This window comes from Mycobacterium colombiense (assembly GCF_003284935.1).
Lineage (GTDB): Bacteria > Actinomycetota > Actinomycetes > Mycobacteriales > Mycobacteriaceae > Mycobacterium > Mycobacterium arosiense_A.
On the sequence record NZ_QMEV01000069.1, the window covers coordinates 1 to 23,786 of the forward strand.

The window sequence follows — 23,786 nt, forward strand, 5'->3', positions numbered from 1 at the left end:
GAAATCGACACGCGCGCAGGGGCTGTTGCCGACACGCAAGCGCAGGCCGACGAAGCGGCAGCTGCGCACGCCGCGGCGCAGGTGGAGGGCGAAGCGTCCGACGCCGCGCTGCAGCAGGCCACCGAGGCCCTTGCCGAGCTGCACCGCCGAGCCGACTCCGCGCGGTGCACGGTCGACCAGCTCGCCCACCGCGAGGAGGCCGACCGGTTGACCGCCAGGCTGGCCAAGATCGACGCCATCGAGCGGGATCGCGAGCGGATCGGCGCCGAGCTCACCACCATCGCGGTCACCGAGGCGGTGCTGCGACGCATCGAGGATGCCGCGGCCGCCGTCGACCGCACCGGCGACCAGCTGGCCCTGACCTCGGCGGCCATCGAATTCACCGCCGTCGCGGACATTCAGCTCATCGTCGGCGGACAGCAGGTCTCGCTGCCCGCCGGGCAGAGCTGGTCGGCCACCGCCGCCGGACCGACCGAGGTCGAGGTCCCCGGCGTCCTGACCGCCCGGGTCACACCGGGTGTGACCACGCTGGACGTACACGCCAAACATGCTGCGGCGCAAGACGAGTTGATTGCGGCGCTGGCGGCCGGAGAGGTGCCCGACCTCGCCGCCGCACGGTCCGCCGATCAGCGTCGCCGCGAGCTGCAGAGCACCCATGACCAGCTCGGCGCCACTCTGGCCGGCCTGTGTGGTGACGAGCGGATCCACGAGCTGCGCTCGCGGCTCACCCAGCTGCGCGCCGAGAACCCCGCTGACGCCGACGCCGTTCCTACGGACATCAGCGCCGCAAGCGCCGAACTCGCCGCGGTGCTTCAGGCCCGCGATGCCGCGTCGAGCGAATGCGAGGCCCGCCGTCAGGCGGCGGCCACAGCCTCGGCCAGGCTCGCCGAGTTATCCACGCGGGCAACGGTTCTCCAGAACACCCTGGCGACCCAGCGCGCCGAGCTCAACGCCGCCACCGGCCGGCTGGCCACCGAGCGGGCGTCGGCCGGCGATGCGGAGCTCGCGTCCTCGGCCGACACGGCGCAGTGCGCGGCGCAGGCCGCGCAACAACGCGTCACCGAAGTCGCCGAAGCGCTGGCCGCGGCCATACCCGACGCGGTCGCCCGCGAATTGGCCGATGCCACTAAGGAAGCCGACTCGCTGCGCGAGCGCTACGAAGAAGCCGCCCGCGCATTGCGTGAGATCACGATAGAACTCTCGGTATTCGGCGGCGAGGGTCGCCAAGGCAAGCTCGACGCCGCGCAGACGGAGCGCGAACACGCCGCCAGCGAGCACACCCAGGTGGGTGGCCGCGCGCGCGCCGCGCAACTGCTGCGCTCGGTCATGACGCGGCATCGCGACACCACCCGGCGGCGTTACGTCGAGCCCTATCGGGCGGAACTGCAGCGGCTCGGCCGTCCGGTCTTCGGCCCCAGCTTCGAGGTGGACATCGACAGCGACTTGTGCATCCGTAGCCGCACACTGAACGGCATCACGGTGCCGTACGAATCGCTGTCCGGCGGGGCCAAGGAGCAGCTCGGCATCCTGGCCCGACTGGCCGGCGCGGCCCTGGTCGCCAAGGAGGACGCCGTCCCGGTGGTGGTCGACGACGCGCTCGGTTTCACCGACCCGGACCGCTTGACCAAGATGGGCGAGCTCTTCGACACCGTGGGAACCCACGGGCAGGTGATCGTGCTGACCTGCAGCCCCGACCGCTACGACGGCGTCAAGGGCGCGCACCGCATCGATCTCAGCGCCTAGCCCTGGCGGCCCGGCCGCGGCCGATAGTGCAGGTCAGGGCGATTCGGCGCCCATGCGGGCGCCTCGCCTGCAGAATGGGAACATGGTGGGCCCACGCGAATGACGATGACCGCGAAGCGCAGCCGGGTGCAGCAGAAGCTGGCGGAACTGCCCGGCGTGCGACCCGTGCGCCGGCCGATCTCACCGCACAGCGCCGAAGAGTTCGATTTGTACTACGTGCGCGCCGGACGCAAGTCCTCTTGTCCGGTGGTGATCATCCCCGGCGGTCCGGGCGTGGCGTCGGTGCAGATGTACAAGGGGCTGCGGCGGCGCGCCGCGGCGGCCGGCCTCGACGTCATCATGATCGAACACCGCGGGGTGGGGATGTCGCGGCACGACGATGCGGGCGCCGACCTGCCCCCGCAATCGATGACCGTGAACCAGGTGGTCGACGACGTGGCCGCGGTCCTCGACGACGCGCAAGCGGAATCCGCCGTCATCTACGGCGCCTCGTACGGCACCTATATCGCCGCCGGCGTCGGGGTGCGCCATCCGCACCGGGTGCAAGGCATGGCGCTCGATTCGCCGCTGCTGTCCCGGCACGACATCGTGATCGTGCGCCGCGCGATTCGCCGGCTGCTGCTGAAGGGAGACAGCCCCGAAACCGCCTCGGTGGCACCCAAAATGCGCAAGCTGGTCGACGCCGGGGTCATGGACGCCGCGGCGACACAGGTCGTGGCGACGATTTACGGTTACGGCGGGGCCGAGCTGCTCGAGCGGCAACTCGACCTGCTGCTCGATGGCCGAAAGCTGTTGTGGTGGGCGCTGTCCCGGTTCACCACCCTGGGCAACCTGCCGTATCGCTACGAGGAAGACCTGGTGAGCCGCATCGCCTTCCGCGAGCTGGACTACGCGGCAGAGCCCGACGGCCTGCCGCTTGACCCCGCCGTCGCCGAAAGCAAAACCCGCACGCAGCGAGTGACCTTCGAGGACGAGCCCTATGACCTGCCGGCCGAAATGCCGAATTTCGACTGGCCCACCGCGGTGGTTTCCGGTGGTCGGGATCTGATCACCCCGCCGGCGGTCGCCCGGCGCGTGGCGTCGCTGCTGCCCAACGCGGTGCTCTTGAGCCTGCCGAGCATGGCGCACAGCGCGTTGGACTTCCGGGAGCCCGTCGCGCTCGCCACTGCCGACGCGGTTCGGCGCGGCGACCTCAAAGGGCTTGCCGCCCAGGCGCCGGCGCTGGACGCGCTTCCGCCGCGTCCCGAGGTACGGCTGCTGTGGAAGGCGCTCGCAGCGGCGGCCGTCGCCGAGGGTGCGCTGCCGATCCCGAATCGGCTACGGCGGCGGCTCAATTCCGGGTGAACCCGATGGCGGTGTAGTCGAGGTCCGCGAGGCCGGCCGCGCCGAAGTTGGCCAGCGTGCTGCGCACCGCCACATCCCCGGGCGACTGCGTCAGCGGGAGGCTGAAACCCTCGGCCCAGATGAGCTTGTCGAGATCGTTGGCCAGCGTCCGCGCCTTGGCCGGGTCGAGTTCTTCCAGGGTGGCTTCGATGGCGGCGTCGATTTGCTCGCTGCCGATCTTGCCGAAATTGCTTTCCCCGTCCGACTTGTAGATCTGGGTCAGCGCAGAGAGCGGGAAGGCGTCTCCGAGCCAACCGAACTGGGCCATATCGAACGCCCCGACGTTGATGTAGTTGGTGAAAAAGCCGTTGCCGGAACGGGAGACGAGCTCGAGCCTGACCCCGATCTGGGCGAGGCTGTGCTGGGCGATCTGGGCGAATTGCCGGCTGCCCTGGGCGTCGTAGAACAAATCGCGGATGACCAGCTGCCGGCCGTCCTTCTCCCGGAACTGGCCGTTGCGCTTCCAGCCCAACGCGTCGAGTTCCCGGCCGGCCGCGGCCGGGTCGTAGGGAACGACGGAGCTGTTGTCCTGATAACCCTGCTGCCCGGCGACATAGATGTGGTTGCCCAGCGCCACCGGGCTACTGGTCAGCCCGTATTGGACGACCTTGGCGATGGTCTGCCGATCGATCCCCTTTGCCACCGCGACGCGCAGCGCCTTGTCGGACAAAATCGAGCCCGGCGCGCCGTTGAAGGTGAAGTGAGACCACGCCGGTGCGGGCGCGCGGAGGATCGAAATCCCCTTTGTGCGCTGTGCGATGGTCAGCTGATCGAGGCTGCCGACCCCGGTGGCGTCGATGGTGTTGTTCTGCAGCGCCGGTAGCCGCGCGGCATCGTCGAGCACCAGATAGGTGATGGTGTCCAGGCGGGCCCGCGTGCCCCACCATTTCGGGTTGCGGCGCAACACGATCCGCTGGGTGGTGCGATCCAGCGACGAGACGACGAACGGTCCGGCCGACGGGCCGGGGGCCTCCAGCTGGCCCTTGTTGAACGCCTCCGGGGTGGCGGTCACGCTCTTGGGCAGCAACATTCCGTTGCCGGCGAACATGCCGCGCCATTCGGCGTAGGGCCTGGCGAAGGTCATGATGGCCTGCCGATCGTCGACGCCGCGGGTCACCGAGGCGACGCGGTCGGCACCGCTGGGTCCGGCGATCTCGAACCTCTTGTCGGTTCCGCTGAGGGCGTGGATTTGGCTGGCGATGTCCTCCCAGGTGATCGGCGTGCCGTCGGACCACACCGCCTTGGGGTTGATCGTGTACGTAACCACCTGTGGCGCAGTGCCGGTGAGCTCGATGCTGGTGAAGTAATCGGTGTCGACCGTCGTGGAGCCGTCCGGCCCGATGACGAAGGCCCGCGGCAGGGTGGCCTTCATCATCGCGGAGACGTCGGCCGAATTGCCGTCGATGTGCAAAATGTTGAAGTTCGGCGGGAAGTCGGTGAGCGCCAGTCGCAGGTCACCGCCGTCTTGCAGGGTGGCCGGATCGCGCGGATTGACGTCGCTCGTCGAGCCGATCTGCGCGTTCTGGCCCGTTTCGGGAATGAGGCTGACGGCCGGCGAGCAGCCTGGCAACGCCAGCGTCATCGCGAGGAACACCGCCGCGAGGCGGGCTCCCCGGCGCGTTACGACCACGCGGCTAGGCACGTCTGCCCGGATCGGGTTGCGGCACCGCGCTCAGCAGCCGCCGGGTGTATTCGTGTTGCGGATCGGCGAAGACCTGCCGGCTGTCGCCCTGCTCCACGATCGCGCCGGCGTACATCACCACGACGTCGTGCGCGAGGTGTTTGACGACAGAAAGATCATGGGAGACAAACAGATAGGACAGGCCGAACCGCTCTTGCAGGTCCAGCAGCAGGTTGATGATCCCGGCCTGGATGGACACGTCGAGCGCGGAGACCGGTTCGTCGAGCGCCAGGATCTTCGGTTGCAGTGCCAGCGCGCGGGCGATGCCGATGCGTTGCTTCTGCCCGCCGGAGAATTCGGCGGGGTAGCGGACGGCGTCGGCGCGGCGCAGCCCCACGATGTCCAGCAGCTCGGCGACGCGCGCGTTGGTGCGGCTCTTGTCGAACCCGTTGGCCCGCAAGGGTTCCGCGAGGAGCTCGAACACCGGTAGTCGCGGGTCCAGTGAGGCGACCGGGTCTTGGAACACGACCTGGATGTCGCGCCGCAGCGATCGCCGGCGCGCCGCGCTCAACGTGGTGACATCGGTGCCGAGCACTTCGATCGAACCCGATTGTGGCCCGGTGAGTTCCAGGATCTCGTGCAAGGTGGTCGACTTGCCCGAGCCGGACTCGCCGACGATGCCCAGGGTGCGGCCCTGCCGCAGCTCGAAACTGACGCCGTCGACGGCGCGGACCTCACCGGCGCTGCGGCGCCACACTCCCTTGGTCAGCCGGTAGGTCTTGGTCAGGTCGCGCACCGCGACGACCACCGAGGTGTCCCCCGATTGCGCCTGGTGGGCTTCGGTGCGCACGCCGTAGATGTCCGCGGCACTGCGGCCGGCGACGAGTTCGGTGCGGATGCAGGCCGCCCGGTGATCGGGGCCGACGGGAACCAATTGTGGCTCCTCGAGTCGGCATTCGTCGATGGCCAGCGGGCAGCGCGGCGCGAACGGGCAGCCGGGGTCCAGGCCCGCGAGCGACGGCGGCGCGCCGGGGATCGGCACCAGCCTGGTGCCTTGGGCGGCGTCGAGCCGCGGCACCGACCCCAGCAGCCCGACGGTGTAGGGCATGCGCCGGCCCCGGTAAAGCGTTGTGACATCGGCGGATTCGACCACCCGGCCGGCATACATCACCAGCGCCCGGTCGGCGAACTCGGCGACCACACCGAGGTCATGGGTGATGATGAGCACTCCGGCGCCGGTGATGTCGCGGGCCGTCTTGAGCACCTCGAGGATCTGCGCCTGCACCGTGACATCCAGCGCGGTGGTCGGCTCGTCGCAGATCAACAGGTCGGGGTCGTTGGCGATCGCGATCGCGATGACCACCCGTTGCCGCTCGCCGCCGGACAGCTCATGGGGGAACGCGCGGGCGCGTCGCTCCGGCTGGGCGATTCCCACCAGCTCGAGCAGTTCCACCGCCCGCCGGCGGGCGGCCTCCTTGCCCAGCCGCGGCTGATGGATCTCGATCGCCTCGGCGATCTGGTCACCGACGGTATAGACCGGCGTCAGCGCCGACATCGGATCCTGGAACACCATGCCGACCGTCTTGCCGCGAAACCGCGACATGGCGTCGTCGCCGAGGCCAAGCAGTTCGGTGCCGTGCAACCGGACCGAGCCGCGCACATGCGCGTATTCGGGCAACAGGCCGATGGCCGCCATCGCCGACACGGACTTCCCCGAACCGGATTCGCCGACCATGGCGACGACCTCTCCCGCTTCGATGCGGTAGCTGATGCCGCGCACCGCGGTCACCGGCGCGCCGCCGGTTCCGAAGGTGACCGCCAAGTCGGTCACCTCGAGCAGCGCGCTCATCGGCCCCCACCCCGCAACCCCGCGCTGCCGGGGTCGAGCGCGTCGCGCAGGCCGTCACCGGTCAGGTTGGCGCACACCAGAATCAGCACCAGGACACCCGCGGGAAACAGAAACACCCAGGGAAACGTGGTCGCGGATTGGGTGCCGTTGGCGATCAACGTTCCCAGCGACACGTCGGGTGGCTGGATGCCGAAGCCGAGGAAGCTCAGGCCGGTTTCGGCCAGGATGGCCGAGGCGACGTTCAGCGCGGCGTCGATGATCAGGATGGAAGCCACGTTGGGCACCACGTGGCCGAGGATGATGCGACGGCTCGATACCCCCATATACCGTGCGGCCCGGATGAATTCGCGTTCACGCAAACTCATGGTCATGCCGCGCACCATGCGTGAGCTGACCATCCACCCGAACCCGGCCAGTAGCAGCACCAGCATCAACACATTGGCCGAGTTCTTGATTCGCGGTGTCACGATGGCGATGAGGATGAAGCTGGGCACCACCAGCAGCAGGTCGACCACCCACATCAACGCCCGGTCACGCCAGCCTCCGAAATAGCCGGAGATCGACCCGACCGTGGCGGCGATGCCGGTGGAGATCACCGCGACACAGACCCCGATCAGCATCGACTTCTGCATGCCGCGCAGGATTTGCGCCAACAGGTCCTGACCCAGGGCATTGGTGCCCAGCCAGTGCCGCGCGTTCGGCGGCTGCAACAGCGCGGTGAAATCGAGGTCGTCGTAGGAGTAGGGCAGCGCCGCGGGCAGCGCGTAGCAGCCGACGAACAACAGGACCAGCAACGTCAGCGACGCCACCGCCAATCGGTTGCGGCCAAACCGTCGCAGCACCAGGGTGCGCCGCGAGGTGAAGTCCGCGACCTCGTGACCCGAAAACCCGTGGGCGCCATCGATATTGGCCTGAGACGTCATGACACCCGCACTCGCGGATCAAGGGCCGCGTAGAACACGTCCGAGAGCAGACCGGCCAGCAACACCACAGCGCCGGAGAACAGGGTGATCGCCGCGATGATGTTGGTGTCCTGAGTCGCGATGCCCTGCACCAGCCATTCACCCATGCCGTGCCAGCCGAAGATCTTCTCCACGAACACCGCCCCGGTGACCAGGCCGGCCACCCCGTAGGCGAACAGGGTGGCCAGCGGGATCAGCGCGGTCCGCAGCCCATGCTTGACCAGCGCCCGGCGGCGGGTCAGCCCCTTGGCGCGCGCGGTGCGAATGAAGTCCTGGCCGAGGACGTCGAGCATCGCGTTGCGTTGGTATCGGCTGTAGCCGGCCGCGGCGGCCAGCGCCAGGGTGAGCGACGGCAGCACCAAGTGCCGCAGCCGGTCGAGCAGCTGCGCCCCGGCGCCGGCGGTCACCCCCGGTGAGGTCTCCCCGGTGTAGTCGAAAACGTGGATGCCCAGCGCCCAGTTCACCCGCAGCGCAGCAAGGATCAGCAGGCTGGCGATCACGAATGTCGGGGTGCTGAGCACCAGCAGCGCCACCAGGGTGACGACGCGATCGCTGAGCCGATACTGCCGAATGGCGCCCCATGCCCCGGCCGCGATGCCCAGTGCGGTGCCCGCCAGCGAACCGATGACCAGCAGGCGCAGGGTGACTCCGACGCGACGCCAGAGCGTGGTCCCGACGGGCTGCCCGGTGACGGTCTTGCCGAAGTCGCCGCGGACGGCGTGTGACGCCCAGTGCGCGTAGCGGATCGGTATCGCCTCGTCCAGGCCGAGCGTGTGGGCCTTGGCGTCGATCACGGCTTGCGGGGGCCGCGGGCTGCGCTGCAGCAGGCTGTCGAGTGGCCTGAAGGCCGCCGACGTCAGGCAAAACGTGAGAAACGATGCCAGCGCCAGCAGCACAACGTAGTTGAGCAACCGGCGTGCCAGAAACCGCGTCATGCCCGTCCGCACACCCCACGTCGCATTGGGACAGGCTATCGAGCCGGCAGCACGACGTCGCGCGTTGCGGCGTCCGGCGCGTTCGGTCGCCTTCGGATCCGGTTGATTCTCACGGGTGAATCGCGTGTGATCGGTTGTTAGGATCCACCGCGGCACCGGGCCGTGCAGCAAACAAGCGCGTTCGGGCCGAGAACTCCCAAGGAGGCTTGCGTGACGGTTACCGATGATTACCTGGCCAACAACGCCGAATATGCGAGCACCTTCGAAGGGCCACTGCCCATGCCGCCGGGCAAACATGTCGCGGTCGTCGCGTGCATGGACGCCCGCCTCGATGTCTATCGCCTCCTCGGCCTCCACGAGGGGGAGGCCCACGTCATCCGCAACGCCGGCGGGGTCGTCACCGACGACGTCGTCCGCTCGCTGGCCATCAGCCAGCGGTTGCTGGGAACGCGGGAGATCATCCTGATTCACCACACCGATTGCGGCATGCTCACCTTCACCGACGACGACTTCAAGCGCGGCATCCAGGAGGAGACGGGCATCAAACCGCCGTGGGCGGCGGAGGCGTTCCCGGATTCCGCCGAGGACGTCCGGCAGTCGTTGCGCCGCCTGGAGGCCAGCCCGTTCGTCACCAAGCACGTCTCCGCGCGCGGATTCGTGTTCGACGTGGCCACCGGCAAGCTCGACGAGGTGACGCTGTAGTCCGGTCAGCCGACCTTGTAGGTCGCCAGCGCCTTGGCCACCAGCGTCCCCTGCGGGTCGACGATCTCTGCCTCGCAGTTGACCAGCGAGCGGCCGCGCCGCAGTACCCGGCCGATGCCGATCACGTCGGTGGCCCGGGCCGGGGCCATGAAGTCCAGCGCCATGGAGACGGTCACGCCCCGCAATTCGGGTGGCGCCTGCGCTCCGCACCACGCCGCCGCCATGACGGTCAGATCGGCGAGCGTGGCAATGGCGCCGCCGTGGACCATGTCACCGATGGTCACGTTGGACGGGTCCCAGGGCAGCCGCAGCCGCACTTCGTCGTCCTCGAGCCGGTCGGCGACAATGCCCAGCTTGGCGACGAAGGGTGACTGGGGGAGGAACTGGGCGATGACGTCGCGACCGCTCGGCGTGGGTGCGCCGGCGGCTTCAGGGGTGGCGGTCATCCCTCCATGCTTTCGCAACCGTCATCGGTCGCAAAAGTGCCGACGCGCTTCGTGACGCGATGTGTCCGGTGGTGGCCGCGCGCGCCATCCGGGCCGGCGGCTCGTCGGACCCCGCGGTTGACAGCGGCAGGACGAGCTGGTCTTATATCTTGCTAAGATGCCAAACTTGGTCAGTTCTGCCAGATTTTACCAAAGGAAGCCATGACCGGTGATCTGAAGGTGGCCCCCGCCGCCGGACAGTACGAGTTGAGCCATCTGCGCTCGCTGGAGGCAGAGGCCATCCACATCATTCGTGAGGTGGCCGCGGAGTTCGAGCGGCCGGTGCTGCTGTTCTCCGGCGGCAAGGACTCCATCGTCATGCTGCACCTCGCCCTGCGCGCGTTCCGCCCCGGGCGCTTGCCGTTCCCGGTGATGCACGTCGACACCGGGCACAACTTCGACGAGGTGATCGCCACCCGCGACGAGCTGGTCGCCGAGCACGGGGTGCGCCTGGTGATCGCGTCGGTCCAGGAGGACATCGACGCCGGCCGCGTCGTCGAGCCGAAGCAGGGCCGCAACTCGATTCAGACCGTGACCCTGCTGCGCGCCATCCGGGAGAACAAGTTCGACGCCGCCTTCGGTGGGGCGCGCCGCGACGAGGAAAAGGCCCGCGCCAAGGAACGCGTCTTCAGCTTCCGCGACGAGTTCGGCCAGTGGGATCCCAAGGCGCAGCGGCCCGAGCTGTGGAACCTCTACAACGGCCGGCACCACAAGGGCGAGCACATCCGGGTGTTCCCGCTGTCCAACTGGACCGAGTTCGACATCTGGTCCTACATCGGCGCCGAGAACATCGCGCTGCCGTCGATCTATTACGCGCACCGGCGCAAGGTGTTTCGTCGCGACGGCATGCTGCTGGCGGTCGACCGCAACATGCAACCGGGCGAGGACGAGCCGGTGTTCGAGACGACCGTGCGTTTCCGCACCGTCGGCGACGTCACGTGCACCGGGTGTGTGGAATCGCAGGCAGCCACCGTGGACGAGGTCATCGCCGAAACCGCGGTGTCCCGGCTGACCGAACGCGGGGCCACCCGGGCCGACGACCGCATCTCCGAGGCGGGCATGGAAGACCGTAAACGGCAGGGATACTTCTGATGACAACGCTCTTGAGGCTCGCGACCGCGGGTTCGGTCGACGACGGCAAGTCCACCCTGATCGGTCGGCTGTTGTATGACTCCAAGGCCGTGATGGAAGACCAGTGGGCCGCGGTGGAACAGACGTCCAAGGACCGCGGACACGACTACACCGACCTGGCGCTGGTGACCGACGGCCTGCGGGCCGAACGCGAACAGGGCATCACCATCGACGTCGCCTACCGCTACTTCGCCACGCCCAAGCGGAAATTCATCATCGCCGATACCCCCGGGCACATCCAGTACACCCGCAACATGGTGACCGGCGCGTCGACCGCGCAACTGGTGATCGTGCTCGTCGATGCGCGGCACGGCCTGCTCGAGCAGTCACGCCGGCACGCCTTCCTGGCGTCTTTGCTGGGCATCCAGCACATCGTCCTGGCCGTCAACAAGATGGACCTGATCGGTTGGGACAGAGAGAAATTCGAGGCGATCCGGGACGAGTTCCATGCCTTCGCCGCACGGTTGGACGTGCACGACGTGGCCACCATTCCGCTTTCGGCGCTGCACGGCGACAACGTGGTGACCAAGTCCGACCAGACGCCATGGTACGAGGGCCCGGCGTTGCTGTCCCACCTCGAAGAGGTGTACATCGCCGGTGACCGCAACATGGTCGACGTGCGGTTCCCGGTCCAGTACGTCATCCGCCCGCACACCCGTGAACACCAGGACCACCGCAGCTACGCCGGCACGGTCGCCAGCGGGGTCATGCGTCCGGGCGATGAGGTGGTGGTGCTGCCGGTCGGCAAGCGCACCCGGATCACGGCGATCGACGGGCCGAATGGCCCGGTGGAAGAAGCCTTCCCGCCGATGGCGGTGTCGCTGACCCTGGCCGACGAGATCGACATCTCGCGCGGCGACCTGATCGCCCGCACCCACAACCAGCCCAGGGTCACCCAGCAGTTCGACGCGACCGTGTGCTGGATGGCCGACAACGCGGCGCTCGAGCCCGGCCGCGACTACGTCATCAAGCACACCACCCGGACCACGCACGCGAAGGTGACCGCGCTCGACTACCGGCTGGACGTCAACACGCTGCATCGCGACAAGACGGCAACGGCGTTGCAGCTCAACGAACTCGGCCGCATTTCGCTGCGCACCCAGGTGCCGCTGCTGCTCGACGAATACACCCGCAACTCCAGCACCGGCTCGTTCATCCTCATCGACCCGCACACCAACGGCACCGTGGCGGCCGGCATGGTGCTGCGCGACGCTTCGGCGCAAGCGGCGAGCCCGAACACCGTGCGGCACAAGTCATCCGACGTCGCCGAGGCGCGGCCTCGTGGCAAGACGGTGTGGTTTACCGGATTGTCCGGGTCCGGCAAGTCGTCGGTGGCCATGCTGGTCGAGCAAAAGCTGCTCGAAAAGGGTGCTCTGGCTTATGTTCTCGACGGTGACAACCTGCGGCACGGTCTGAACGCCGACTTGGGCTTTTCCATGGCCGACCGGGCCGAAAACCTGCGCCGGCTGGCGCACGTGGCAGCGCTGCTCGCCGACTGCGGCAACGTCGTGCTGGTGCCGGCGATCAGTCCGCTGGCCGAACAACGCGAACTGGCACGCCAAGTGCACGCCGAGGCCGGCTTCGACTTCATCGAGGTGTTCTGTGACACCCCGATCGAGGAATGCGAAAAGCGTGATCCCAAGGGCCTGTACGCCAAAGCCCGGGCGGGTGAAATCACCCAGTTCACCGGCATCGACAGCCCATATCAGGCGCCGGTGAACCCCGATCTGCGGCTGACCCCGGACGGTACCGTCGAGGAGCAGGCGCAGCGGGTCATCGACCTGCTCGAATCACGCGGGTAGCGCCCCAGATCTGCCAGGCTGCACCGAAACGGTGCCGCCGGGTGGCACAATCCTGTGAGTGCGCATGTCGGCGAAGGCGGAGTATGCCGTGCGGGCGATGATTCAGCTCGCCACGGTGCCCGACGGAACGCTGGTGAAGACCGACGACCTGGCCCAGGCCCAGGGCATTCCGCCGCAGTTTCTCGTCGACATCCTGACCAACCTGCGCACCGACCGGCTGGTGCGAAGCCACCGCGGGCGCGAGGGCGGCTACGAATTGGCCCGTTCCGGCAAAGACATCAGCATCGCCGACGTGCTGCGCTGCATCGACGGACCGTTGGCCAGTGTGCGTGACATCGGGCTGGGCGACCTACCGTATTCGGGGCCCACGGCGGCACTCACCGACGTCTGGCGCGCGCTGCGGGCCAGCATGCGTTCGGTGCTCGAAGAAACGACCCTGGCCGATGTCGCCACCGGCGGCCTGCCCAAGCATGTCGCGCAGCTGGCCGACGACTATCGCCGGCAGGAAAGCCAGCGGCACGGCACGGCGCGCACCGGCGACTGAGCGCCAGTTATCGCTTAGCCCGCCGATCCGTACGGGCTGGTGAGGATCTCCATGGCATGCCCGGAGGGATCCGGGAAATAGACCCCGCGCCCGCCGTGATTGTGGTTGATCTCGCCGGGGCGTTTGGCGCCCGGATCGGCCCAGTGCTGCAGACCGCGTGATTGGATCCTGGCGTAGATGGTGTCGAACTCCTCCTCCGACACCAGGAACGCGTAGTGCTGGCGGGGGATGTCCGCGCCCTCGGGTGCGTCCGCATAGTCGAGGCTTGCGCCGTGCTCGAGTTCGACAACCATGAAGTGGCCGAAGGGCTTTGGGCTGGGCAGGCCGAACAGTTCGGTGAGGAACTCGGCTGATTCTTGTTTGTCGCGTGACGCGACGATGGTGTGGTTGAAACTGATGGTCATAGTTCTTTCCAGTCAACCACCGTCCACCCGGCGCGACAACGTCGCACTATTTCGGCGCGGTTAGCTCTAGGGCGATGTTGTCGGGATCGCGGAACTCCAGGATGAAGGACGGTCCGATGTCCTTGACCGGCTCATGGATGACGCCAAGTTCGTCGAGATGTGCTGCTGCCGAATCCAATTCGTCTTTGCTGGCGAGTCGGAAGGCGATGTGGTCGAGACCGACTCGATCCTCGTCGAAGCGGTCCGCGGCGACCGGGCGCAGCCCGAGCAGCGTGCCGCCCAGGTCGTAGATGACGCCGCCGAACAGGAAACTCAACTGGTTACGGGTGGGTTCGTCGGCGTTGTCGGGGACCTCGATCAACACCGGCCAACCGAACACGCTCTCGTAGAACTGCCGCGACCGCTCGATATCGGTCACCGTCAGCCGGACATGTGCGATGGAACTACTGGTGAACGCCACCCGGTCCATGGTTCCACTGATGGGCGGCATGTTAAACATGCCAAAATCGCGGTCGTGCAGATTGCGATGACCATGCCGGTGATGGAGCCGGATCTGGATGCGACCGTCCTCGAGAGCTGGGCGCGCGCCATCGACGAGGGCCCGTTCTCGTCGCTGTGCTGGGGTGAGCGCATCGCCTTCGACAACCCGGACAACCTGACGTTGCTGGGTGCGCTGGCCGCGTGGACCCAGCGGGTGCGGCTGCTGACCACGGTCATCGTGCCGCAGTTGCACGATCCGGTCATGCTCGCCAAGGGCTTGGCGACGGGCGATCTGTTGAGCGGCGGCCGCCTCACCGTGGGCATCGGGGTGGGCGGCCGGCACGAGGACTACCACGCCGTGAGCGCCGATCCGGCGACGCAGACGATGCGCGGCATGGCCGAACGCGTGGCGGTGATGAAGCGAGTCTGGGCGGGGGAGAAGACCTCCGACTCGGTGCTGCCGGTCGGTCCGGCCCCAGTCCAGCCCGGCGGTCCGCCGCTGTTCGTCGGCAGTATCGGGCCGAAAACCATCCGCAGCGCGGCCGCGTGGGCCGACGGGCTGGCCGGCACCACCCTGGACCTCGACGTGGCCAAGCAGAACGAGCTGTTCGACGTGACCCGGGCGGCCTGGGCGCAGGCCGGCAAACCCAAACCGCACCTGATCACGTCGTTCTGGTTCGCGTTCGGGTCGCCCGAGGGGTCCCGCGACCAGATACACCGTCATCTGCGCCGCTACATGAACTGGATACCGGCCGAATACGTCGACGCGATGGCGCCGATGACGGGCTGGGCCGGCAGCGAAGACGAGCTGCTGGACGTGCTGCGCCGGTTTGCCGAGATCGGCACCGACGAGGTCCAGCTGATCCCGACCAGCTCGGATGTCGATCAGCTCCGTCGCGCCGCCGACGTGGCGGCCCGCCTCTAGCCTTAAAGGCATCGCCGCAGCTCAGACGGGGTGAATTGCCGCACCGGCGCGGTGGCGATTTCATTAGCGGCATGACGCAGCAGGAGCTGCCCGCCCCGCTGGCTGAACTGACCGGGCTCATGACGGAGTGCGCGAACAACGGCGATTACGCCGGGGCCGCGCGGCAGGCGAACGAGCTGGTCACCCTCTGCCGGGCAACGCTGGGCGAGCGTCATCCCACCGTCCTGGAACTCAAGGTGTCGCTGGCCACGGTGCAACTGCGGGCGGGCGACGACGCGGTCGCCTACGAAGAGTTCGCTCGGCTGATTCCGGACCTCGTCGAGGTGCTCGGGCGCGATCACCTCAGCACCCTGACCGCCCGCCACCTTTTGGCGGGGCGGCAACAACCGTCGCTGGCAGCGCTCGCCGAATGGTCGCAGTTGTTCGCCGACGAACAGCGGGTGTTGGGTGCCGAACACGAGAGCGTGTTGGTCGCCCGCGAGAAAATCGCTGAGAAGCGTTGGGAGATAGGTGATCTCGTCGGTGCAATGGCCGAGGGCGAACACGTACTCGCCGCGCGCCGACGCGTCCTCGGTGACGACCACGCCGACACCCTGGGGACGCGGTTGATGCTGGCGATCTGGCGAGGACGATCCGGCGATGTCGCCACGGCCGTCGCCGAGCTCGAGCCGTTGATCGGCGAGCTGCGCGACAAGCTGGGCGGCGACCACGTCCACCTGCTGATGGCCCGGCACATGTTCACGCTGTGGGCCCCCGACCTGGCCGGCGTCAAGGACGAGGTGGCGGCATGGGAAGCGCTGGTCGACGAAGAGGCCCGGGTCCTCGGCGACGAGCACCCGGTGACCGTCGCCGCCCGCCACGAGCTTGCCGGATGGTGCGCCCGGCATGGCGGTCACCCGGACCCCGGCGGCCAGGGCTCGTTGAACTGGTCGGCTTCGTGACCCGCCTGCGCGGTTGTGCGCGTCCGGCGAGGCTCAGGTCGCCGCGCGATCCGCGGGGCGCTCGTCGGTGACGGCGGGCTCCTGGGGCGGCTGCCCTTTGCGCAGCGTCTCCAGCAGCTCGCGGTACGGCCCCACCAGGTAGACGGTGTCGCCGCCGCGCAGCCAGGCGTCCCGGCGAGGATGCAGCTCGACGGGCGTATCCCGGCGGGTGATCGCGATGACCCGGGTCTGGGTGGACATCTCGAACATCCGCAGCCCGTCGAGCTCGCTGCCGGGCGCCACGTGCATGGCGCCGACCATGAACGAACGCGGCCCCACCGAGAACGTCCCGAGCACCTGCAGGCCCATCGCGGCGCCGATGAACCAGGGCGCGGCCAGGTCGACGGTCGAGCGGACATTCTCGAAACCGAACCGCTTGGCCACCGCGTCGCCCAGGGTGCGGTCATAGATCCGCAGCACGATCGGCACGTCGGGCCGGTTGACCTCGGGCATCACCCGCGGGCCGAGCATCTCCCGCAGCACGATCCCCGTCTCGATGTTCACCATGTCGTCCTGGGTCAGCACCGCGACGGCGCGGGCGCGGTCCACGCGGGCCGCCTCCAGCGTCTGGCGCAGCGTCGCGTCCCCGAAGATCACCGGCACGTCGAGTTCGTCTGCGGTCGAGAGGAATCGGTTGTTCTCGTCGCGCTCGATCACCGCGACGTCGTATCCGGCGGCGGTCAGATCGCCGACGACGCGGCTGCCGAACGAGCCCAGCCCGACGACGATGATGTGGTTGCGCAGGTGGCGCGCCCGCCGGACCCCGGCCGATTGGACGAAGCGGCGCGACAGCAGCAAGTCCGCGAGGAAGGCGACGAGCAGCGCAGTAGTGGTCACCCCGGTGAACATCAGGGCGACGGCGAAAACTCGCAGCCACGCCGACTGGTGCAGGAAGGTGAATTCGCCGTAGCCCACGGTGGTGATGGTTTCCGCGGTGAAGTACATGGCGTCCAGCCAGGACAGTCGTGGCTTCGTGTAGGAGAAGTGCACCACGACCGTCGATGCGAGCAGCAGGCTGAGCGCGAGCAGCATCGCGGGAAAGAGCATGGGGTTGACGTCGTCGCGCATCGCCCGCGCGGCGTCCGAGACGCGCCGCATCCACGATTGGCGCGACCGTGTCGCGCTCGGCCGGGGCGTCTTGATGCCGCGCGCGGCCAGCTCATCGGCGCTGCCGATCATCGCGGTCCAGTCGCCGGCGCGCACTTGATGATCGCGTCCCGGGCACGGGACCACCTCGTCGGGCGTGGCGGAGTTCTCGCCGTGAATCACGGCTACCGGTGCCAGGTCGCCATAGATCTCGCGAAGGGTCGCGTCGCGGGGCGCCTCGGCCCCCGACACCAGGAATTTGATGCCGGCCGCCTCGACCGGATGCGTATGGCTCGACAGGCAGGCCTCAACCACCGAAGGCGCCGCGAGGTCGGCGACGTCCAGTATGGCGCCGGGACCGTTGTCGGCGGCCACCGCTGCCCGCAGCACGTCGTTGCCCAGGCGGGCGACGACGCGCACATGGGGGTTCGTTTTCCTTGCCAGCAAGGCGATTTCGAGATTCTTCGCGTCGCCATCCCCGGCGCACACGATGGCGTCCGCGCGGGCAAGATCGGCGGCGGCGAGCTCCTCGCTGTGCAGCTTGACGATCGTGGCGCCGGCGCGGTTCAGTTCCTCGGCAATCGTTGTGGCGAGCGCGTCGTCGCCGCTGACGATGATGTGGCGGCGCGTGCTCATGTATCCCCACCTCTGATGACATTGGCGCTCAGCTGTTGCTATGACTATCGGGCACCGTGCCGATTGATGCCAGCGCGACATGTCCTGAACTCAAGATGGATGGGAGGACGCCGTGGAGCGGGCGCCACTCGATTGGTGGTTGGACCGGGTCAACGTGCTGATCGACATGATGGGCGATGTCGATCTCGGCGGGGCGGTCGAGCTGGATTATTCGGAGGCGTCGTTGTCGGCGGTGGAGGCCGCGGCGCGGGATCGGCTGGGCGATCCGGCCGAGGCGCTCGATGGCGAGCATCAGTCCTTTACCGCGGGAGTGGTGGCGTATGTGGGTGAGGCGTTGATGCGGGTCGGTGGTGGGCGGTGGGACTGGGTGGCCGAGGCGCCCGCTGGTGTCGCGGTGGCTGACGCCGTACTGGCGCAGCGGTTGGCTGAGCATCGTTGGCGCATCGACAGTGCGGGCGAGCCCGATGCGGCGGGGTTTCCGATCGTTCGTCCCGACGCCGGATCGGGGCTGGAGGCGTTGTCGCCGACGCATCTGTTGTTGCAGGCGTTGGCGAGCGACGAAAGCGCGGTGTTATCGGTCGTCCACCAGCGCTGGGAACGGGCCGTGAAGTCCCATGCGGCAACGAATCCCGATTGGTCGCCGGTCAAAGAGCGCACGCTGGCGGACGGGCTGTTCAACGCCCCGCCGCCCTCGACGGTGCTCGACGAGTGGCTGGCGCGGCGGGAGCAGAGTTTCCCGGACTGGGCGGCCGAAAACGGCGGCGACTGGGATTACAGCCCCGACAGCATTAACCGCTTGACCGAGCTCGTATCGCGGAGAACGCCGACTGTGGCTGCGATTCGGGATCCTCGCAATGCCGAGTTCGTTGACGGTGCCAGCTACTACTTGGGCGAGATACTGCGGCGCGGCTGCCCGTCGCGGTGGGTGTATCGCGAGTTTCGCGACGAGGGCGACCCGATTACCGCAAACTTTCAACTTCAGTTGAACGACGACGCCGGCTTCACCGGGCCATTCCATCTGCTTTCCTTCATGCTCGAGCGTGGCGATGTGGGCCGTCCTCGCGCCTACTACGACGAATGGGTCGGCTGAATTCACTCCGCGCGATAAAACGAATGTGAGTCAAAACTGTTGGGCGACATACTTTTCCGCAGTCTGACTGGCCCAGTTCGACGTGGCGGCGGCGACGGTTGCGCTGGAGACAACTGTGTGGCGACCGTGGCAGTTCAATCTCGCGGTGCAAAAGGGATAATCGAAGCGCAGCATCGCTTAACGGGCTGCGAGGGTAAATGGCGCCGGAACTGGATAGGAGAACGCGGTGGAGGGTGGACCGCTTGATTGGTGGTTGGACCGGATCAACTTGCTGATCGACATGATGGGCGATGTCGATCTGGGCGGGGCAGTCGCGCTGGACTATTCGGAGGCGTCGTTGTCGGCGCTGGAGGCCGCGGCACGGGACCGGTTGGGCGATCCGGCCGAAGCGCTCGACGACGAGCAGCAGGCCTTCACCGCGGGAGCGGTGGCATATGTGGGTGAGGCGTTGATGCGGGTCGGTGGTGGGCGGTGGGACTGGGCCGCCGAGGCACCCGCCGGCCTCACGATCGATGATCCCCAGCTGCGGCAACGGCTCTCCGGGCATCGCTGGCGTATCGACAGTGCGGGCGAGCCCGATGCGGCGGGGTTTCCGATCGTTCGCCCCGATTCCGCTTCGGGCCTGGCAGCGTTGTCGCCCACGCACCTGCTGCTGCAAGCGTTGGCGACCGATCAGATTGGGTTTTTGGTCGCCACCTATGGCCGCTGGAAGGAGGTCGTGCAGGCCTACGCCGCGCAACATCCTGATTGGTCCCCGGTCAAAGAGCGCACGCTGGCGGACGGTCTGTTCTCGTCCCCGCCGCCCTCGAGCACTCTGGACGATTGGCTGGCTCGCCAGGAGCGGCGGTTTCCCGATTGGGCTGCCAGCACAGGCGAAAATTTGGATTACAGTCCTGACAGTCTCAACCGCCTTGCCGCTTTGGTCCTGCGGGTCGCGCCGACCGTCGAGGCTTTCCACGATCCGGTAAACGCTGAGTTCGTTGACGCCGCTTCCTACTACCTGGGGGAGATGCTGTGCCGCGGCTATCCGTCTCGCTGGGTGTACCGGGACTTGCGAGACGAGGGCGACTCGATCACCGCAAACTTCAAGATTCAGCTGAACGACGATGGTGGTTTTACTGGCCCTTACCATCTGCTCTCCCGCATGGTCAGGCGCAACGATCCCAACCACACCCGCGCCTACTACGACGACTGGGTCAGTTGATTTGAGGCGTGCTCGCGCGATCCAACTCACGTGTTGGCTAAAACCGTTAGGAGCTTTAAGCTTTCGTAACTTGGCCCATCGCGCTTGAAAGAGAACGCGCCAGTGGACGGGAGGCGCCGTGGAGGGTGGGCCACTCGATTGGTGGTTGGACCGGATTAATTTGTTGATCGACATGATGGGCGATGTCGATCTGGGCGGGGCGGTGACGCTGGATTATTCCGAGGCGTCGCTGTCGGCGCTGGAGGCGGCCGCGCGGAATCGGTTGGGCGATCCGGCCGAGGCTCTCGACGACGAGCATCAGTCGTTTACCGCGGGAGTGGTGGCGTATCTGGGTATGGCGTTGATGCGTGTTGGCGGTGGGCGGTGGGATTGGGTCGCCGAGGCGCCCGCTGGTACCACGATCGATGATCCGCTGCTGCGACGGCGGCTGCCGGAGTGTCGTTGGCGTATCGACAGCGCGGGCGAGCCCGATGCGACGGGCTTTCCGATCATCCGTCCTGACCCCGCTTCTGGCCTCGAGGGGTTGTCGCTTACGCACCTGCTGCTGCAAGCGTTGGCCAGCGATGAGATTGGGTTTTTGGTCGCCACCTATGGCCGCTGCAAGGAGGTCGTACAGGCCTACGCCGCGCAGCATCCTGACTGGTCCCCGATCAAAGAGCGCACGCTTGCGGACGGGCTGTTCAACGCCCCACCGCCCTCGACGGTGCTCGACGAGTGGCTGGCTCGCCAAGAGCGGCACTTTCCGGAGTGGGCGACCGGCAACGGTGGGAACTGGGATTACAGCCCCGACAGTATTAACCGCCTTGCCACTTTGGTCCTGCGTCTGACTCCGACGATTCAGGCCTTCCACGATTCCGCCAATGCCGAGTTCGTCGACGGCGCCTGCTACTACCTCGGCGAAATGCTGCGCCGCGGGTATCCCTCCCGCTGGGTCTACCGCGACTTCCGCGACGAGGGCGCCCCGCTCAGCGCCAACTTCAAAATTCAGCTGAATGACGACGCTGGATTCACCAGCCCCTACGCTCTGCTGTACTCGATGATCGAATGCGCCGATCCCAGCGATACTCGCACTTTCTATGACGAGTGGGTCAGCTGAATTTTCAAGGCCACCAATCCCGTCTTAGGATCGCGACATCTCCTGCTCGCTTTGAGCGTGCGGAGGATGACGGGGAGGTTGGCAAATGGGGCGACTCTGGCTGGTATGGCGTCGTGTGGTCGCAACCGTCCTGGCTCTGGCGCTGGTCGCGCTGCTCACGCCCACCGCGCAGGCCGTAGCGAACCCCACCCCGAAACTGCCTGGGTACGCCGCGGACCAGGATCCGCCGCCAGGCGCGACCCCGCTCACGTATACCTTTCCGTCAGCCAATGCTTTGTCGGCCCTAAAACAACCGACCATTGAAGACTTGGCGGACATTAGTCAAAGAGGCAAGTACACCTCCGGCACGAAAGAACATCTCTACAAGAGCTGGATGGTCTACCGGGACCAGCGGGCACCTGTCGTGGCGAATCCGTTGGGCTGGAACGACTATCGCGACGCTTACGTCCGTGCCTTCAACAATCGCAACACCGGCACGCGCTTCGAAACCAGACTCGATCAAGAGCTGAAGTTCACGGAAAACGGTTACCGCCACAACCGGAAGATCACGGGCACTTCGATCAACCGCCGCCCCGATTTCCACAACGCTGAAGAGATCGTGGAGCTGAAGACCGGGGCGGTCGACAAGGCACAGCTCGAAGACTTCCTCCGCATCGCGCAGCAGACCGGTCGCCGAGTCGTGTACATCTTCCCGGACAAGCCGCCGGCGGCGACGCTTCAGGCCATGCTCGATGCTGCCCGGGGCTTGGGCGCATCCGACCGGCTATTCGTCCGGTATTACCCGACGGTGGGCGAACCCGAGCCGCCCGGGAAAGCCATCCTCGCCAGCGGCGGGCAGAACCCGGTCAACGGGGGCGCCGATCAAACAACCGGCGACTCGCCGGACAACCCGGGGCAGGCCATCGAAAACGCCGTTGTCGAAGGGCAGGTCAACGAAGCTATCGACGCCGAGCAGGCGGCGCAGGATCCCGAGTCGGTGCCCGTCTCGGCGCCGGCCACCGCTCCCGGTCAGCAGGCCCCCGGTTCGGCGCCCGCGCCAGCCCCAGCGCAGCAGGCCCCCGGTTCGGCGCCCGCGCCAGCCCCAGCGCAGCAGGCTCCCGGTTCGGTTCCGGCGCCCGCTCCGGCGCAGCAAGCCCCCGGTTCGGTTCCGGCTCCGGCACCCCACGCGCCCAGATCGGCTCCTGGCACCGCACCGATCGATCCCGGAGCCGTCGGCCCAGTCGTTGATGCGGGACTGATCGCGGGCCTGGCGGGCGCCAAAGGGCTGGCTGCCCTGTTGGCTGCCGCCGCCGGCGGTGCGACGAACATTTTCGCCAACGTCACGGGTGGCCTGGTCGGCGGCCTTGCCGGCGCGGTGACCGGGGGAATCGGTGGCGTGGCCAGTGGGATCGGGGGCGGCGTCAGCGCCGTTTCCAGCGGGATCGGCGGCGTGCTGGGCGGCGTCGATTTCTCCACGCTGCAGCTGCGCTACATCTCCGACACCGACCTCAACGGCAACGGTGTGCAGTATTCCTTTGCCGCCAATACGCAAACCGGCGGTGCGCCGTCGTTCGGCGGTAATACCAACGCCTACATGGCTTCCGACTCGTTCTTCGTCTGGCTGGCGCTACCAACCTCGGCGTTCACGGTGAACCTCAACCCGAACGAACCGGACCGCATCATCGACGCGCAGTTCGGTCGCACCGACGCCGGGCGAATCCTGCTGGAAGCCGACTACACCATGAAGCAGGCCACCGCGAAGCTGGTCGACCCCGCAACGCCGGACGGCCGCCAATTCTTGGACGCGTTGAAAGGCTCCAAATGCTTTTCCCCGCAACGGAAGTGGATCATCCCGTTGCCGGCCAGCGTGTCCACGCAGGGCGACTCCATGTACATCTTGGACGCCCCGCTGGATGTGAAACTCGAGATCGAGGGGATGGACTTGAAGCCGGGCATCGGCTGTCCGGCCCAGGATGCGGCGATCACCCGCCAAAACGACGATCTGTACCGGAAGATGATTTTGCCGAAGATCGTCGACGAGGTGAACCACGCGCCCGAGTACGCCGACCTGCGCCGCGTCTATGCCAGCCGGATCGCCGCCGAGTGGTACCGGCAGCGCAGCGCCACCAAGCCCACCGCCTACTCGAAGATCGTCGATTCGGGCAACATCGACGCCTGGACCACCAAGGAACCGTTCAACCCGCAGGAACTCTTCAACCGTTATCGCAAGTCCTTCTACGAGGGCGACGCGACCTACACCTGGCAGACCGGGGACCGCACCACCTGGAAGCTGACCATCGGCGGCGTCGACTTCACCAACATCCCGATGGTCAACATGTCGCCGAAGGATTTCGCCAAAGACCATCCGACGCTGCCTGCAACCGCAAGCGGCTCGCTGTTCGGGCCGCGGCTGCAGAGTTCGGCGCAGCAGAGTTCAGCGCAGCAGGTGTGGCTGGGCGGCCTGACCAGTGCGCGACCCATGAGCCAGGTATGGAAAGGCGATCCGGGAGTGCTCATCCCGATGCCGAAGTCGGCTTTCGGGACGTCGCTGAGCCCGCTCATGTACGCCGCGATCGTGCTGCCGTTGGCCGCCTGGATCGGTGTCGGGGGTGCGCTGTGGTGGCGGCGCAGGCGGACCGCCGGCTTGCCGGGGAGGCGCTGACGGTGTCAGACCACTCCCAGGATCCCTTCTTCGATCCCTTTAGCCCCGAACCGGTTTCGCCCACGCCCTCGTGGGCCCCGCCGGCCT

Annotated in this window: 20 protein-coding genes; 12 read left to right on the forward strand and 8 right to left on the reverse strand. The window is 67.4% G+C overall.

From position 1 onward, the window contains the following. The coding region (locus DQP57_RS22040; protein WP_112634768.1) for an ATP-binding protein at positions 1 to 1,743 on the forward strand (1,743 nt) is incomplete at its 5' end. 99 nt (positions 1,744 to 1,842) lie between these two features. Continuing rightward, positions 1,843 to 3,087, forward strand: coding sequence for an alpha/beta hydrolase (locus tag DQP57_RS22045; RefSeq protein ID WP_112634769.1), 1,245 nt, complete (start codon positions 1,843 to 1,845; stop codon positions 3,085 to 3,087). Here DQP57_RS22045 and DQP57_RS22050 read toward each other — a convergent pair. Genes DQP57_RS22050 through DQP57_RS22065 form a run of 4 tightly spaced genes read right to left on the reverse strand, consistent with a single transcriptional unit; the run spans position 3,074 to position 8,493 of the window. Beyond that, complete coding sequence (locus DQP57_RS22050) at positions 3,074 to 4,708, reverse strand: ABC transporter family substrate-binding protein (RefSeq protein WP_112634785.1); 1,635 nt, start codon at positions 4,706 to 4,708, stop codon at positions 3,074 to 3,076. The genes DQP57_RS22045 and DQP57_RS22050 overlap by 14 nt on opposite strands. Before the next feature lie 52 nt (positions 4,709 to 4,760). Next, positions 4,761 to 6,596, reverse strand: coding sequence for a dipeptide ABC transporter ATP-binding protein (locus DQP57_RS22055; protein ID WP_112634770.1), 1,836 nt, complete (start codon positions 6,594 to 6,596; stop codon positions 4,761 to 4,763). After that, the gene (locus DQP57_RS22060; protein ID WP_112634771.1) at positions 6,593 to 7,519 is read right to left on the reverse strand and encodes an ABC transporter permease; all 927 of its coding nucleotides are present in this window, start codon (positions 7,517 to 7,519) and stop codon (positions 6,593 to 6,595) included. Before DQP57_RS22060 ends, DQP57_RS22055 begins: the two co-directional genes overlap by 4 nt. Further along, positions 7,516 to 8,493, reverse strand: a complete 978-nt coding sequence (locus DQP57_RS22065; RefSeq protein WP_112634772.1) for an ABC transporter permease — start codon at positions 8,491 to 8,493, stop codon at positions 7,516 to 7,518. The genes DQP57_RS22060 and DQP57_RS22065 overlap by 4 nt, the downstream gene beginning before the upstream one ends. Before the next feature lie 210 nt (positions 8,494 to 8,703). On the opposite strand from DQP57_RS22065, the gene DQP57_RS22070 reads away from it, so the two are divergent. Continuing rightward, a complete protein-coding gene (locus tag DQP57_RS22070) occupies positions 8,704 to 9,195 on the forward strand; it encodes a beta-class carbonic anhydrase (protein ID WP_112634773.1) in 492 nt (163 codons plus the stop codon). Positions 9,196 to 9,200: 5 nt separating this feature from the next. Here DQP57_RS22070 and DQP57_RS22075 read toward each other — a convergent pair whose 3' ends face one another. After that, positions 9,201 to 9,641: a PaaI family thioesterase gene (locus DQP57_RS22075; protein WP_112634774.1), complete on the reverse strand. Its 441-nt coding sequence runs from the start codon at positions 9,639 to 9,641 to the stop codon at positions 9,201 to 9,203. A 201-nt stretch (positions 9,642 to 9,842) separates the two neighbouring features. On the opposite strand from DQP57_RS22075, the gene cysD reads away from it, so the two are divergent. Genes cysD through DQP57_RS22090 form a run of 3 tightly spaced genes read left to right on the forward strand, consistent with a single transcriptional unit; the run spans position 9,843 to position 13,157 of the window. Further along, a complete protein-coding gene (gene cysD, locus DQP57_RS22080; RefSeq protein WP_165821872.1) occupies positions 9,843 to 10,772 on the forward strand; it encodes a sulfate adenylyltransferase subunit CysD in 930 nt (309 codons plus the stop codon). Then, a complete protein-coding gene (cysC, locus tag DQP57_RS22085) occupies positions 10,772 to 12,613 on the forward strand; it encodes an adenylyl-sulfate kinase (protein WP_112634776.1) in 1,842 nt (613 codons plus the stop codon). Before cysD ends, cysC begins: the two co-directional genes overlap by 1 nt. A 58-nt stretch (positions 12,614 to 12,671) precedes the next feature. After that, positions 12,672 to 13,157: an Rrf2 family transcriptional regulator gene (locus DQP57_RS22090; RefSeq protein ID WP_112634777.1), complete on the forward strand. Its 486-nt coding sequence runs from the start codon at positions 12,672 to 12,674 to the stop codon at positions 13,155 to 13,157. A 14-nt stretch (positions 13,158 to 13,171) separates the two neighbouring features. Here DQP57_RS22090 and DQP57_RS22095 read toward each other — a convergent pair whose 3' ends face one another. After that, complete coding sequence (locus DQP57_RS22095; protein WP_112634778.1) at positions 13,172 to 13,561, reverse strand: VOC family protein; 390 nt, start codon at positions 13,559 to 13,561, stop codon at positions 13,172 to 13,174. 46 nt (positions 13,562 to 13,607) lie between these two features. Further along, a complete protein-coding gene (locus DQP57_RS22100) occupies positions 13,608 to 14,030 on the reverse strand; it encodes a VOC family protein (protein WP_430919976.1) in 423 nt (140 codons plus the stop codon). 57 nt (positions 14,031 to 14,087) lie between these two features. Between DQP57_RS22100 and DQP57_RS22105 the strand changes: the two genes are divergently transcribed. Both DQP57_RS22105 and DQP57_RS22110 read left to right on the forward strand, forming a co-directional pair. Continuing rightward, positions 14,088 to 14,966: an LLM class flavin-dependent oxidoreductase gene (locus tag DQP57_RS22105; RefSeq protein ID WP_112634786.1), complete on the forward strand. Its 879-nt coding sequence runs from the start codon at positions 14,088 to 14,090 to the stop codon at positions 14,964 to 14,966. 71 nt (positions 14,967 to 15,037) lie between these two features. After that, the gene (locus tag DQP57_RS22110) at positions 15,038 to 15,907 is read left to right on the forward strand and encodes a tetratricopeptide repeat protein (protein ID WP_112634779.1); all 870 of its coding nucleotides are present in this window, start codon (positions 15,038 to 15,040) and stop codon (positions 15,905 to 15,907) included. 33 nt (positions 15,908 to 15,940) lie between these two features. Here DQP57_RS22110 and DQP57_RS22115 read toward each other — a convergent pair whose 3' ends face one another. Beyond that, the gene (locus DQP57_RS22115) at positions 15,941 to 17,668 is read right to left on the reverse strand and encodes a potassium channel family protein (protein ID WP_112634780.1); all 1,728 of its coding nucleotides are present in this window, start codon (positions 17,666 to 17,668) and stop codon (positions 15,941 to 15,943) included. Positions 17,669 to 17,822: 154 nt separating this feature from the next. On the opposite strand from DQP57_RS22115, the gene DQP57_RS22120 reads away from it, so the two are divergent. The 4 genes from DQP57_RS22120 to DQP57_RS22135 all read left to right on the forward strand — a co-directional run bounded on the left by DQP57_RS22120 (position 17,823) and on the right by DQP57_RS22135 (position 23,699). Continuing rightward, on the forward strand, positions 17,823 to 18,758 hold the full coding sequence (locus DQP57_RS22120) for a hypothetical protein (RefSeq protein WP_133259292.1): 936 nt from the start codon (positions 17,823 to 17,825) through the stop codon (positions 18,756 to 18,758). A gap of 226 nt (positions 18,759 to 18,984) precedes the next feature. Further along, positions 18,985 to 19,962, forward strand: coding sequence for a hypothetical protein (locus DQP57_RS22125; RefSeq protein ID WP_133259293.1), 978 nt, complete (start codon positions 18,985 to 18,987; stop codon positions 19,960 to 19,962). A 163-nt stretch (positions 19,963 to 20,125) separates the two neighbouring features. After that, entirely contained in the window at positions 20,126 to 21,058 is a 933-nt protein-coding gene (locus DQP57_RS22130; protein WP_133259294.1) for a hypothetical protein, read from the forward strand. 307 nt (positions 21,059 to 21,365) lie between these two features. After that, on the forward strand, positions 21,366 to 23,699 hold the full coding sequence (locus DQP57_RS22135; RefSeq protein WP_133259295.1) for a hypothetical protein: 2,334 nt from the start codon (positions 21,366 to 21,368) through the stop codon (positions 23,697 to 23,699). Positions 23,700 to 23,786 lie beyond the last annotated feature (87 nt).